This is a genomic window from Bacillus sp. ok061 (genome assembly GCF_900108285.1).
GTDB classification, from domain to species: Bacteria; Bacillota; Bacilli; order Bacillales; family Bacillaceae_G; genus Bacillus_A; species Bacillus_A thuringiensis_S.
Genome location: NZ_FNUW01000005.1, coordinates 1 through 13116, shown reverse-complemented (window position 1 = coordinate 13116; position 13116 = coordinate 1). Strand labels below are relative to the sequence as shown.

The following is a 13116-nucleotide window of genomic DNA, read 5'->3' as shown; positions in this document are numbered from 1 at the left end:
GTCTTTACATCCCGTCCAAATGATTCGTATCATTAATGAAATGCACCGTTTTTTGTTCACCCTCAATTTCAATTAAACTTATTCCCGTATCTCCCATTTTGAAATAGTAGTCCATTGAAATTGGCATATTGAAAAATGCACGTAATAGACTATTAATTACGCCTCCATGGGCAACAATCGCAATTCGATCATATGTATTCTCTGTCACAATTTTAGAAAAAATCCCTTCTATTCTCATTCGAAACTCAATAAATGACTCTCCGTTTTCAAAACGGTCATGAAGAAACTTTGGTTCTGGATATTTCTTTGCTTCTTCAAATGATAAGCCAGCTTGTATTCCATTATTAAACTCCATTAATTCCTCTTCTAATTGAATTGGACAACCAATTACTTCTGCTAATGTTTCACCCGTTTCACGAGCGCGTTTTAATGTGCTTGCCCAAATGAAATCTGGTGCAAAATCTTTTTTCACTTTCTGTACAAGTTTTTGTACTTGTTGTCTCCCTTTTTCAGTTAACTCAAAATCAGCTCGGCCTTCATGCACATGTAAAATATCAGCTTCTGATTCTCCGTGGCGTATTAGTAGTATTTGCATGTTTCTCTCTCCCTTTATTTAACATTCATAAAATTCCATTATATCACATTTTAAGATTTCAAAATAAAAAAGGAACGGTCTCCCGTCCCTCATCCATTCACTTTTTCCGCATCATTCCAATAATATTTACTAAACGCTTCTGTTAACACATCAATTGTGTTATATAATTCATCTAACGTATTATCAACACCACCAACTTCAATTAACATCGCATTTTTCGATAAATCTTGGTTATAAACGCCATTTCCATCTTTTTTATACTTTGGAAAAATCCCTCTACTTAATCCGTAGTAGTTTTCATCTAAATAACTATTGATTGCTCTTGCAATTTTTTCATTTTCAGCACGCCTTTCATTTTCCATCCCAATTATAAAATATAATCTTGCATACGATTTCCCGTTAATTACTTTTGTTGTTACTTTCTTACGCTGGTCATCACGATGTATATCAATTGGAAACGCAATTTTATTATTTTGTGCTAATGCTTCTTTTACATATTCATGAGACGCTTTATATGACTGATACCATACCCACTTTTTACTCGCTAATAAATCACCCATATTCGTTTTATCGTGAATTACTGGAATTCCTTGCCCCTCAAGTTGTTCCTTCATACGTTTTCCTAGTAAGGACACATTTACATCTGGGCTAGATGGATCAGTTGCCCCTGGTAATAATGGAAAGAAGGATTCCCAGCTATGTGTATGATAAATATATACTGCACTCTCACCTTTTTTCGCTCCGTTCTTTTTCTGAACCGGATTATTCTTTTCCGCTTCTGTAACTTTATCTTTTGCTACTTTCCGCTCTTTCGTTACTTCTTCAATCGGTACACTAGATTCATTTGGGATATTCGTCAAGTTTGTCCCTTCCCCAGCTACGATAATGTTAGAATAATACTTTGACATACCAGGTACTTCTTTACCGACAAATGTTCTTAAATCTTTAATCTTCAAATCTGTCGCAATAGAGAACATTAAATTCCCAACTGACTCTCGTTTATTCTGCTTAAAATAATCAAATCCATAATAGCGATTCTCACTTTCTATCATTTGAACAAAACCTTGCATCGATACTTTTCCAAACCATTGATTTGCATAATTCGATTTCATTGTATGTAAAAGTGACGTCAGAATCGACGCTATCATAATTACTATTAGCGCATATAAAAGGAGTAACGAAATTAGTTTCTTCCCATGTATTCGAGTTGCATACTTTTTCACTGCATCACCTTCTTTATACATGGATATGTACAAGCTTTTCGGAATATACGCACAAAAAAAGAGAAATGGTATCCCATTTCTCTTCCTCACTTTTATTGTTCTTTTCCTGTATCATTTGAAGGTAGTTTCTTCGCTTGTTTTTCTTTAAATATTTCTCCAATTGCCCCAAGAGTACCAAGTGTTTCAATTGCATTAGACGGAATAAAGACTTTATTTGCTGGTCCTTTTGCAACTTCTTCTAATGATTCGAATGATTTATAAGCAAGTATACGTTCATCTATATTCGCTTCACGAAGCAATTCAATACGGTTTTGTTCTGCTTTTGCGATTTCTTCAATTGCTCTTGCTTCCCCTTGCGCTTCTAATTCTTTCGCTTCTTTTAAACCTTCAGCTTCGCGAATACGCGCTTCTTTATCCCCTTCAGCCATCAAGATTTTACTTTGCTTTTCCCCTTCAGCGCGAAGAACTTTATCTTGTTTTGCTGCTTCAGCTTCTAAAATAATCGCACGTTTATTACGCTCAGCCTTCATTTGTTTTTCCATTGATGCTTGCACATCTTTTGGCGGGTTAATATCAACAACTTCGACACGTTCAATACGTACGCCCCATTTTTCTGTTGCTTCATCAAGCGCTAAGCGGATTTCTGTTGAAATTTTTTCACGACCAGATAACGTTTCATCTAGTTCCATTTTACCGATGATTTGACGCATCGTTGCTGAAGTAATATTACGAACACCATATTCATAGTTTGAAATACCATATGTCGCAAGTTCTGGTTCAACAATTTGATAGAAAATAATTGTATCAATTTCTACTTGAACATTATCTTTCGTAATTACCTTTTGCGGTGGTACATTCGTTTGTTGAATACGTAAGTCATGATATACACGGACACGATCTACAATTGGTATTAAAATATTTAACCCAGGGTGCATGATACGTTGAAACTTACCAAATCTTTCAACAACCCCAACTTTTTGCTGAGGAATAATTTTAATTGTTAATGCGATAAATGTAACTACAATTAGTGCGAATATAATCGTTAACGTTAATGCTACCATATTTATTCACTCTCCTTTTTCACTTGTAATATAGTACTATGCCTCTTTATAACAACGACTTTTTCTCCAGCATCAATTGAAGAATCTGCAATAGCTGTCCAAGTATCTCCATCCACCTTTACAATCCCATTCGCTTCATTTGTAATCGCTTGCATAACAATCCCTTTTTTACCAACAAGCATATCTACTGTATCAGTAAAACCTTTTGCTTCTCGAAAGTTTTTTGAAATTCTTTTCGTAAAGAATGTCAAAGTTAAACTTACAATTGCACCAACAGTAACTTGTAACAGTAGTGCATCAGGAGCAAACAAAGCAATAAGACCTCCGACAACAGCTCCAATTCCAAGCCAAAGCATGTAAAATGTAATCGACAACATTTCTGCGATAAATAAAATACCAGCTATTATAAACCAAATTACCCAAGCAGCCATATGCAACCCTCACTTTCTTTCTCATTTTCTATATGTATATGAAGAAAAGAATGGTTTATCCGCCCTTTCTTATACTTGGGCGTTTGCTACAAGCTATTGTACATATTCACTGTTACAATGATTATTAATATAATACTATATCAATATATTCTTCATTATACATGAAAATTCCTTTCAAAAAGTGACAAAAAATGAAATTCTTTAAAAATTTTAATTTTTAAACTACAATTATTCTAATTACTAAATACTATTTTTTAGAGGTGGTATTCTTATTGAAAAACCAGTCACTAACTTACTACTTAGGTTCCAAAATATGCATTACTCTTGCTGACATCGTATATGTAATGATGATTACAACTCATATTTATATAGCAACTAAATCAGCTACTATTACTGCTCTTTTTCCACTATTACAAGTTATCACAAATCTAATTGCTAACATCTCTGCACCTCTTATAGTAAATCGTTTTCCACCTTATACGTTGTTATATACGCTACAATGGCTAAAAACAGTCTTTTTACTATTATTAATGATTTTATTTCCGGTCTTATCCACAAACATTATAGCTCTATTAACTTTTATTTTTTTCATTTCATTATGTAGTGGATGGAGTGCTCCATTACTATACAGCATTCTTCCGCGCCTTACACCAAAAGAAAAATTAGTAAAAGTAAATAGTATCTTTTCCTTTTCAACACAAATTGCGCAAGCCGCCGCTTATTCATTTACGAGTGTTATCGTTCTTCTCATTGGTGCTACATCTACACTCATGATTAATAACATGTTGATGATTTTTGGATGCATTGCATTACACTTTTCATTACATACCATACATACTGAACGAATAGCAGACCCTCCCTCTTCAAAAAGTACTGCTTTATCGGAAGGTTGGAAACTCTTATTTCAAAATCCTTCTCTCCGTACCGTTACATATATGGACTTAATTGAAACTTTCGCAGGGACAATATGGATTGGTGCTATTACAATGGCATATGTTACGTCTATTCTTCATAAAAGCGAAGAATGGTGGGGACATATTAATACAAGTTATTATGTTGGTACGTTAATCGGTGGTCTATTAGCATGGAAAATGAGTTCCTATATTCAAAACAATTTAATACGATCCATGTCGATTGGCTCTCTTATGTTTAGCATTCTTACATTTTTATATGGTATGACGAGCAGCGGATTTATTGCGCTTTTTCTATGTGTTCTAATGGGACCATGTTATCAAATTAGAGATATTTCTCAAACGACAGTTTTACAATCAAGTGTCGCCCCTTCTTTATTATCAAAAATGTATACAGCACATGGCGCCCTTCTTTCAACAGCTTCTGGTCTTTCTATGCTTAGCGTTGGCATTATTACTGATATGTTCGGTGTCCGTACAATTTATATAATCGCTTCTATTCTTATTTTATGTTCCGCTTGTTTATCTTTCAGTTTATTAAAATATTATAAACCAGAGTAGAATAATCTATCACTGTAGTCAACACAGCAAAAAGGACAGGAATTCCCTGTCCTTTTTGTTTATTCTGTTCATGACAAGTTCGGGATTTTTCTATGTTTTGTCGCCTGTTCAAAAGCGTAAGCTAGCTTAATTAATATCCCTTCACTAAAGGCAGTACTTGCAATCGTAATTCCAAAAGGTCTCCCGCTTTCCATATACCCTGCTGGTATTGCTATAGACGGATAACCCGCTTTCGCACATATAGTAGAACCTATATAGGAAGGAAACAGTATCGCATCAAGATTATATTTTTCCAATGCAAAATCAATGCCTTGTTCTTGAGAAAAATATATATCTTCTAATCTCGCATTTAAATATTCTGGATTTCGTAACGTATTAGGAAAATCTTTTCTTCCCTCTAACTTAATTTGTCCATATTTTAATGCTCTTTCTGCTATGTTTTTATTAAACTCCATTAACTCCGAAATAGAATGTACCGGAATAGTAGAAGGTAATTTAGAAAGATAGTTATCTAAACTATGCTTCAGCTCATAAAGCGGAACTCCCCAGCTCCATTCTCTATGAAAAGAAGGAATATCAATATTTTCTACTACTGTCGCTCCTTCATTACGTAATACTTGGATCGTTTCCTTAAACAAGATTTCATCATACTCACCATTTTCGTAATAATCTTTTGGTGCATCGTTAAACACACCAATCTTCGCTCCATTTAAACCATTTGCATCAAGATAAAATGTATAATCCCGATATGCCCTATCTTCACTTTTTCGAGTAACTACATCTTTCTCATCCACTCCAGTTAAACTCCCTAGCAAAATAGCAGCATCGGTTACCGTTCTAGCAAATGGTCCAGCTGTATCTTGCGAATAAGTAAATGGAATAATTCCTCTACGACTAATTAAACCGACAGTCGGTTTAATACCTACTACAGAATTTTGAACAGCGGGGCTCAAAATAGAAGCATCGGTTTCTGTCCCAACAGATACTACTGTAAAGTTAGAAGCAACTGCTATTGCAGACCCTGTACTAGATCCGCCAACAAACATATGATCCTTGCCCGTTCCGTATGGATTGATTGTTTGACCACCTCTTGCACTATATCCAGCCCACATTTCAAAAGACATTGCATTTGCTAATTCTGTCATATTCGTTTTTCCTATTATCACTGCCCCTGCTTCTCGCAGTTTAGTAACGAGAAATGCATCTTCACTGCTTATATTTTGTTCTAGAGCTATTGTACCTGTACTTGTATGCATGGAGTCATTCGTTTCAATATTATCCTTAAGCAAAACAGGTATTCCATGCAATGGTCCCCTTACACCTTTTGTCTTTCTTTCATAATCTAACGCTTCTGCAATAAAAATAGCATCTGGATTGATTTCTAAAATTGAATTGATTTTCGGCCCGTCTTGATCATACTTTGCGATTCTATAGAGATAATACATCACTAGCTCTTTTGAAGTTAGCTTTCCAGATTCCATTTCATTTTGAATATCTTGAATTGTTAATTCCTTTTTTAAAATTGGATTAAACTGAATTTCCATTTATATTCTCCCTTATATGAACTTTTTTAGCATATAACCCTTACTTTTTCATTTTTTCACCTCAACACATCCTAAATTAATATCCCTTTAAAGAAATTCAATTTCCTTATTTAAACACCTTTAATTTCCCGAAAAATAAAAATAGTCTGAAACGGATTAACCTTCGCTTCAGACTCTTACATTACTGTGCGTATACTTCATCGAACAAATGTAAAAACTCACCTTGTTTCCCAGCTAATTCAGGGCACTTTGCAATATCAACCCATTCGTAGCAAAATACTAATCCTTTATCTTCCTCACCAGCACTTACAATATGTTCCCAAGTATCCTTTACATCTGTTAGTAAAGTTACATGGAAAAAGTGGCGTTTTTCATACTCCTGTTTTTCTTTCATATGTATAATGTAATCTGCTAAAAAACGCTCTATGCATAAATGACGCAATCCGGATTCTTCCTGTACTTCACGCAATATAGCCGCTTCTAACGTTTCACCTTCATCAACCGTTCCCCCTGGCACTTGAATACCAGCTTCATGTATATCACGATGTTTAAAAACAAGTAATTGCATAACCCCCTCTTTTTCTCTTGTAATATATGCATGTACTTTTTTCTTATATAACATCGTCATTGTACGTCTCTCCCCTCAATTGTTCACTCTGTTACTTCTTCAAGCGTCAGTTGATTATCATACAAATATGTAGCTTGTGGATTTCCCACATACCTTACGTGCCATGGTTCATACCGATAGCCCGTAATCGTTTCTTTCGCTTTTGTGTATCGAACCACAAAACCAAATTTATGAGCATTTTCAGAAAGCCACTGGCCTTCTTTCGTTTCCCCAAAAACTGTCTCTAACTGAAATTTAGCAGATTGAGACGTAATATCCATAGCTAGTCCAGTTTGATGCTCACTTGTGCCAGGAACCGCGCTAGACATTGCTGTTTTTGCTTCCCCGTCTTGTTTTTTATACATCGTATTTAATGCTTTTTGTCGATCAAAAGATCTAAATCCAGAAACTGCAAAAAGAAAAATACGCTCGTTGTCAGCCTGGTGAAACATATCCTCAAGCGCCCTCGCTGCCTCTTTTCTCATCTTTTTCTTTTCTTGATCACCTTCACTAGAGTAGCGCACTTTCGGAATAACTAAATCTGGCGGTCTATACCCATCGGGTAAACGCCTACTTTTATTTACAAGTACAAGCATTGAATTCGGATTATTAATTACCGCAATATCCCCATCCATATTAGCAATCGTTTCTTTCGCTTTCGGAAATATGCTATTTACACTTACTTCCCGCGCCTGCTTATCCTTATACATTTTATAATTGATTCCTGCTACTCCAATAATAATTATTGCAGCTACAATACCAAGTAGTGCCCATCTTTTTTTCATATAACGACCTCTTATTTTAATAATTTGGCCATTTCATACTCATCGATGCCCTTTCCATCGATAATAAGAGCAGCTTTTTTGACACCTTCTTTCTCAAATCCAGCTTTTTTATATAGTGCCTGAGCTCTTGTATTGTGGGCCATTACTGTTAATTCTAAACGCCATACATCATGTAATTTTGCCCACTTCTCAACCTCTTTAAACAATCTCGTCCCAATACCTCGCCCGTTATACTCTTGCAAAATACCAATTACAATGGTCGCCACATGCCTCTTTCTTTGAATGTTATTTCCATTCACTAATATAAAACCTACTATCCTCTCATCTTCAACTGCTACAAATATTGTTGCATATTCATTTTCTATAAATCGATGGATCATTTTTTCTTGTTGCTCAGCTGTAGTTTTTCTTTCTCCTGGTTCATATAACATAAACTTCGTTTCTTCATCTAATTGCTTACTTAATTGCAAAAATGATGATGCATCTTCTATTTCGATCTCCCTAATCACTTCAATCACCCTACCAGTTTCATAATAAAAAGTTTTCCTTATAAAAAGATTTTCTCTACTTTCCCGAAAATCCCTTTGTAAATCTCCTACTATAAATTGACAAATTTCGATATTACTATAACAACGACAAATTATGTCTATTCTGTGACGTCTCATCATTACAAAGAAAAAACGCAAGCATTACACTTACGTTTTTTCAAAAATACTGTGAACTCATCCTCATCAAGTGAGGTCTCTCACCAATTTAAATTTCACTTTATCCATTCACTTTTTCTGCCTGCCAAAAATATTCACCAAATGCTTTAGCAAGTGCATCAATTGATCGATTCAATTCTTCCTCTGTATTATCTACACCGCCAACTTCTATTAATATCGCTTGTCCTGATAGGTCCTGATTATAGATTCCATTTCCTGTCTGGAACCCTTTTTGAATGACCCCACGACTCACTCCTGGATATTTCTTATTAATTGCCTCATGTAAAGCTGTCGCTAATTGTAAGTTTTTTTCATAGTTTTTATTTCCTTTCCCTACTACAAATGCAAGCTTTGCATATGATTTATCTCCAATTGTTTTTGTCGTTACATTCTTTCGGGCACTATCACGATGCAAATCAAAAAAGTATTGAAGATCTTTATTTCCAGCCATAGCTTGCTGCACAATTTCTCGAGACATCTTATACGAACTATTACTGTTTAAACCTTTACTTATTAACTTTTGACCAACATCACTCTTATCGTTAGTAGCTCCAATCCCTTCCCCTTCTAGTTGTTCACGGAAACGGTCTCCTAATATAGAAATATTCGATACAGAACTCGTTGCTTTATTCGGATTCGGGTCATTCGTTAAGTTAAGTAAAGGTAAATAGGATTCCCAGCTATGTGTATGATAAATAAACGCAACTTGTCTTTTCCCGGTCGTTTGGGACGGCTGTTTTTTCTCTTTATTCGTATCTTGTTTAGGTGCTTGTCCAGTTCCACTGGTCCGTTCCTTCACTACTTCTTCAAGAGGGACACTCGACTCTATCGGTAAGTTAGAATAATTTGTACCCTCACCCGCAATAACAATTTCTGTATCGTACTTACCAAACCCAGGGAGCTCTTTCCCGACAAAACTGCGTACATCATTAAAGCGAATATTTGTAGCCATAGAAAAGAGAAAAGAAGAAATTGAAAAATCTTGATTCAAATTTCGATACTCCTGTGTAAAATAATGATTCTCTTTTCCAAGTACATACATGTAACCATTCATCGATAACTCATTTAACCAATTATATAAATACGTTGACTTCGTCTCTTTCATAGAGGTTACCATCATACTAATAAGAAAAAAAGTCGCTAGCACTGTAGTAATAACAAATAAAACTAACTTACGCATGCTTGTAAACTTCATAAAAAAAAAGCCCCGATTCATACTATCACCTCTCTATTTCAAGTTATGTACAAGCCCTAGAGAATAGACCGTTAAAATTTCGGCTATATTGTTAACGAGGTGAAATGAATTGAAACTATTAATAGGAATATTACCAATCGCTCTATCATTCATTTTTTATTTGTCCGCTAAGCATCCAAAAGTCTCTATTGTGCTACATATTTCTGCGTACTTGGCACTGTATGTACTCGGTACAATTATTTCCATTAATATATACGATGTTTTAATACATGATTTAGTTTTTATGACGAGCATTCATGGAATTTTACTGAATCCATTTTTCCTTATTGCAGGTGCGTATATAGGAACATACACTTTGTACCTACTTTTGTCTCACATTATTATGAAAATAAAAAATGGAGCGTAACGAAATGCAACCACCGTTCATTTGTCATACATGTAGAAAAAGAATTACACGAAAGAAAGACCTTATTACCACTACACGGTACTTCCATTTTTATTTATTTCACAACAGTTGTTTTAAGAAGGAACAACTTTTCATCCCACGTTTTATCCCTATGAATACACTTTTTTGTTTCTTTCTTATTATATACGGCCTTATTGTTGGTAGCATTCTTATGCTTACGGAGCCATCTATCATTTGGCTTATTTTTTTGCTTCCTATTTTATATCGATTTCTTTCATATTATTATGTTGAACGTTTTTTCTCTACATAACGAGTTGACTGTCCTTTAGGAATGCTTAAACATAGCCACTCATTTTCTTTTAACATTTTACCGATGTAAATAATCTGTCCAATATGCAATGCATAATGAGAAATTTGCCTTTCAATTGCTTGCAGGACCGTATGAGCTTCACCACGAATGTATACCGTCTTCAATAGATGTTCCGGCAATATCGTATTCATCGTATTAAAAACGTATTCCCATCCTTCTTGCCACGCTGCAAGGGCTTCCTCCTTTGAAGAATAGCCTCCTTCAAATTCACCATCTCGGTCACGATCAACTTTTTCACCATCAGATGTTAAAAAATCCGTCCATCTAGAACGCATATTACCGTGCAGATGCTTTATAATAATCGCTATACTATTTGTTTCTTCATGAGAAGACCATTGTATTTGTTCGTATGATAATTGAGAAAGTGCCCGTTCCCCTTGCTTCTTTGTTGCTTTAAAGTTCGAAATCGCACATTGTAAATATTCTCGTCCGATATCCATATTAGCCCCTACCTTCACCCTAGCTAATTTTTGTTCCATTTGGTAATTCCATATTAGGCTGAAGCAACACAACATCATCAGCTTCAGGAACGCCGCCAAGCACAAGCACTTCTGATTTGAATCCAGCTACACGCTTCGGTGGAAAGTTTACAACCGCAACGATTTGTTGACCGACTAAATCTTCTGGACTATACCTTTTCGTAATTTGAGCACTTGATTGCTTTATCCCAATTTCTCCAAAATCAATTTCTAGTTTAATCGCTGGTACTCTCGCTTCTTTAAATTCCTCAGCATGTATTACAGTTCCAATTCTCAAATCCAAATTTAAAAAATCTTCAAAATTAGCCATTTTATCATTCCTCCCAATTATTACTTAGACAAAATACAAAAATCCCCTTCAAAAAAAGAAAGGTGCCTAAGCACCTTTCTTTTGGAATTCACTTGATTCATTTGATTTATAGAAGAAGAAACCGAGAATCCCGCCAATACATGATGGAATTAACCATCCGATTCCTTCGTTATATAACGGTAACATTTGTAGTACATTAGAAATCGCGTCAATTTTAATATTCGCACTTTCTAAACCGTTAAAGAAACTAATTAACAATGCACCTAAAATAGCTCCAATATAAATTGTATTACGCTTCCCAATCCACTTATGGAAATACGAAAGTACGATTAATACAATTGCAACTGGATAAATGATCATTAACACAGGTAATGTTACTGCGATTAATTGTGTTAAACCTAGGTTAGATACAATCAAACTAAATACACATACCATTGTTACAATCGTTTTATGCGAAAGTTTTGGGAATAAGTTTGTAAAGAAACCCGCACACGCAGATGTTAACCCAACAGAAGTTGTTAAACAAGCGAGTATAATAACAAGCCCTAATAAAATTTTACCACTCGTCCCATATAGCTCATTTACAACATTCGTTAAAATAAGACCACCGTTTTCTGAGACACCAAGTGATGTACTTGTTGAACCAAGATAAGCAAGTGATAAATAGATTAACGTTAAACCAAGTACAGCAATAATACCTGATACTACTGTTATTTTTGCAATTTGACTACTCTCTTTTATCCCTTTAGAGCGGATAACTTGTACAACGACAATTCCGAATACGAGGGCGCTAATTGCATCCATCGTTAAATATCCTTGAATAAATCCACCAAAGAAAGCATTTTCTTTGTAAGCAGCTAACGGCGCAGCCGGCTCTCCAATTGGATCAATAATTGCCTTTCCGACAATAACAGCGACAATTAATACCAATAGTGGCGTAAGAAACTTTCCGAACCAATCCACTAATTTAGATGGATTTAATGATAAATACCACGTTATTCCGAAGAAAACTATCGTGAAAAGAAATAGCATGTACCACTCTGAAACCATTGCCTCTGATAAAAACGGCTTCATACCCATTTCAAACGAAACAGCTCCAGTACGCGGAATCGCGAAAAATGGTCCAATTGCTAAATAACTAATCAATGGGAAAATAAACGCAAATATAGGGTGGACTCTAGAAGACAGCGCTTTCAAGTCCCCCTCTACAAACGCGACAGCTGTTACAGCTAGTAGGGGTAATCCGACTCCCGTTACAAGGAATCCTATTGTAGCAATCCAAACATTCTCTCCTGCTTGTTGACCTAAAACTGGCGGGAAAATTAAATTTCCTGCTCCTAAAAATAATGCAAATAGCATTAAACCAATTGCTACCGTATCACCTGGCCTTAAACGTCCCTTCATGCTCTTCATTTGCATAGCACTTTTCCATTGTTTATCTCTATATTTTACAATATGCTATGCATCCTCCTCTCTGCTCAAGATGATAAAATATGCCCCTTACAAAGCAGTGTCTTTCTCCATAATTTCTCCATTCCCCTTATTTTTACTCTAATCATTAATATAATTGTTATTTTTGAATTTTGATTTTTTTGAATTTTTAAATCATTAGAGTGTTATTACGTGGAGTGTAGTTGTCAGACCTCTTTGTTTTTATCACACATATAGTAACATATTTAGTTGCAAAATAAAAACATATTTTCAAATTGATTTTTTTGAAAATCAAAATTATCTACATTTTTTATTCTCTTACACAAATATTGTTATAATCTCACCTATTATCCTATCGTTATTTTCAAATAATTTTATACACGTAACATAACAAAAGCCATCCAAGATAATTGAAGTGAACCCCGAAAGTTAGACAGGTCGTTTCATTAGGCAGGCTCTAGGGTATGAGCCCGGTATTGTACTGGGCTCATACCCTTTAATTT

15 protein-coding genes are annotated in these 13116 nt (G+C 35.0%); 3 read left to right on the top strand and 12 right to left on the bottom strand.

Annotated features, from left to right (window positions below; translation table 11 throughout):
• Positions 1-4: 4 nt before the first annotated feature.
• From C4S65_RS08700 to C4S65_RS08685, 4 genes are all read right to left on the bottom strand, one after another.
• Positions 5-595: a histidine phosphatase family protein gene (locus C4S65_RS08700; protein ID WP_001166447.1), complete on the bottom strand. Its 591-nt coding sequence runs from the start codon at positions 593-595 to the stop codon at positions 5-7.
• Between the two features lie 89 nt (positions 596-684).
• A complete protein-coding gene (locus C4S65_RS08695) occupies positions 685-1839 on the bottom strand; it encodes a stage II sporulation protein P (protein WP_003277922.1) in 1155 nt (384 codons plus the stop codon).
• A 71-nt stretch (positions 1840-1910) separates the two neighbouring features.
• Positions 1911-2879 carry an SPFH domain-containing protein gene (locus tag C4S65_RS08690; RefSeq protein ID WP_000226256.1) on the bottom strand — a complete coding sequence of 323 codons (969 nt, stop codon included), beginning with the start codon at positions 2877-2879 and terminating at the stop codon, positions 1911-1913.
• 2 nt (positions 2880-2881) lie between these two features.
• Positions 2882-3310 (bottom strand): NfeD family protein, encoded by a 429-nt coding sequence (locus C4S65_RS08685; RefSeq protein WP_000741974.1) that lies wholly within the window; start codon positions 3308-3310, stop codon positions 2882-2884.
• Positions 3311-3582: 272 nt separating this feature from the next.
• Here C4S65_RS08685 and C4S65_RS08680 point away from each other — a divergent pair, with 272 nt between their 5' ends.
• Positions 3583-4782 carry an MFS transporter gene (locus C4S65_RS08680; protein ID WP_103945199.1) on the top strand — a complete coding sequence of 400 codons (1200 nt, stop codon included), beginning with the start codon at positions 3583-3585 and terminating at the stop codon, positions 4780-4782.
• Between the two features lie 68 nt (positions 4783-4850).
• Here the strand turns inward: C4S65_RS08680 and C4S65_RS08675 are convergent, their stop codons facing one another.
• The 5 genes from C4S65_RS08675 to C4S65_RS08655 form a co-directional block, all read right to left on the bottom strand.
• Positions 4851-6326, bottom strand: coding sequence for an amidase family protein (locus C4S65_RS08675; RefSeq protein WP_098838718.1), 1476 nt, complete (start codon positions 6324-6326; stop codon positions 4851-4853).
• Between the two features lie 181 nt (positions 6327-6507).
• Positions 6508-6954, bottom strand: a complete 447-nt coding sequence (locus C4S65_RS08670; protein ID WP_061667484.1) for an NUDIX domain-containing protein — start codon at positions 6952-6954, stop codon at positions 6508-6510.
• Between the two features lie 23 nt (positions 6955-6977).
• On the bottom strand, positions 6978-7718 hold the full coding sequence (locus C4S65_RS08665; RefSeq protein ID WP_000747646.1) for a M15 family metallopeptidase: 741 nt from the start codon (positions 7716-7718) through the stop codon (positions 6978-6980).
• Positions 7719-7729: 11 nt separating this feature from the next.
• On the bottom strand, positions 7730-8227 hold the full coding sequence (locus C4S65_RS08660) for a GNAT family N-acetyltransferase (RefSeq protein WP_000617576.1): 498 nt from the start codon (positions 8225-8227) through the stop codon (positions 7730-7732).
• Between the two features lie 256 nt (positions 8228-8483).
• Positions 8484-9638: a stage II sporulation protein P gene (locus tag C4S65_RS08655; RefSeq protein ID WP_001079283.1), complete on the bottom strand. Its 1155-nt coding sequence runs from the start codon at positions 9636-9638 to the stop codon at positions 8484-8486.
• A gap of 88 nt (positions 9639-9726) precedes the next feature.
• Here C4S65_RS08655 and C4S65_RS08650 point away from each other — a divergent pair, with 88 nt between their 5' ends.
• Positions 9727-10023, top strand: a complete 297-nt coding sequence (locus C4S65_RS08650) for a hypothetical protein (RefSeq protein WP_000770730.1) — start codon at positions 9727-9729, stop codon at positions 10021-10023.
• A gap of 4 nt (positions 10024-10027) precedes the next feature.
• Positions 10028-10333 (top strand): permease, encoded by a 306-nt coding sequence (locus C4S65_RS08645; RefSeq protein ID WP_116365573.1) that lies wholly within the window; start codon positions 10028-10030, stop codon positions 10331-10333.
• On the opposite strand, the gene C4S65_RS08640 is transcribed toward C4S65_RS08645, so the two are convergent.
• From C4S65_RS08640 to brnQ, 3 genes are all read right to left on the bottom strand, one after another.
• Positions 10306-10872, bottom strand: a complete 567-nt coding sequence (locus C4S65_RS08640) for a DUF1572 domain-containing protein (protein ID WP_000435832.1) — start codon at positions 10870-10872, stop codon at positions 10306-10308. The two genes, C4S65_RS08645 and C4S65_RS08640, sit on opposite strands and share 28 nt — an antisense overlap.
• Positions 10853-11182 (bottom strand): chaperone CsaA, encoded by a 330-nt coding sequence (gene csaA, locus C4S65_RS08635; RefSeq protein WP_001263020.1) that lies wholly within the window; start codon positions 11180-11182, stop codon positions 10853-10855. The genes C4S65_RS08640 and csaA overlap by 20 nt, the downstream gene beginning before the upstream one ends.
• A 66-nt stretch (positions 11183-11248) precedes the next feature.
• Entirely contained in the window at positions 11249-12601 is a 1353-nt protein-coding gene (gene brnQ, locus C4S65_RS08630) for a branched-chain amino acid transport system II carrier protein (RefSeq protein ID WP_001178098.1), read from the bottom strand.
• Positions 12602-13116 lie beyond the last annotated feature (515 nt).

Bases quoted from the DNA above. Each gene is read 5' to 3' on its own strand.
- C4S65_RS08670 (WP_061667484.1), bottom strand. From the start codon at position 6,954: ATGACGATGTTATATAAGAAAAAAGTACATGCATATATTACAAGAGAA.
- csaA (WP_001263020.1), bottom strand. From the start codon at position 11,182: ATGGCTAATTTTGAAGATTTTTTAAATTTGGATTTGAGAATTGGAACT.
- C4S65_RS08665 (WP_000747646.1), bottom strand. From the start codon at position 7,718: ATGAAAAAAAGATGGGCACTACTTGGTATTGTAGCTGCAATAATTATT.
- C4S65_RS08690 (WP_000226256.1), bottom strand. From the start codon at position 2,879: ATGGTAGCATTAACGTTAACGATTATATTCGCACTAATTGTAGTTACA.
- C4S65_RS08685 (WP_000741974.1), bottom strand. From the start codon at position 3,310: ATGGCTGCTTGGGTAATTTGGTTTATAATAGCTGGTATTTTATTTATC.
- C4S65_RS08645 (WP_116365573.1), top strand. From the start codon at position 10,028: ATGCAACCACCGTTCATTTGTCATACATGTAGAAAAAGAATTACACGA.
- C4S65_RS08655 (WP_001079283.1), bottom strand. From the start codon at position 9,638: ATGAATCGGGGCTTTTTTTTTATGAAGTTTACAAGCATGCGTAAGTTA.
- C4S65_RS08695 (WP_003277922.1), bottom strand. From the start codon at position 1,839: ATGTATAAAGAAGGTGATGCAGTGAAAAAGTATGCAACTCGAATACAT.
- brnQ (WP_001178098.1), bottom strand. From the start codon at position 12,601: ATGCAAATGAAGAGCATGAAGGGACGTTTAAGGCCAGGTGATACGGTA.
- C4S65_RS08700 (WP_001166447.1), bottom strand. From the start codon at position 595: ATGCAAATACTACTAATACGCCACGGAGAATCAGAAGCTGATATTTTA.
- C4S65_RS08675 (WP_098838718.1), bottom strand. From the start codon at position 6,326: ATGGAAATTCAGTTTAATCCAATTTTAAAAAAGGAATTAACAATTCAA.
- C4S65_RS08640 (WP_000435832.1), bottom strand. From the start codon at position 10,872: ATGGAACAAAAATTAGCTAGGGTGAAGGTAGGGGCTAATATGGATATC.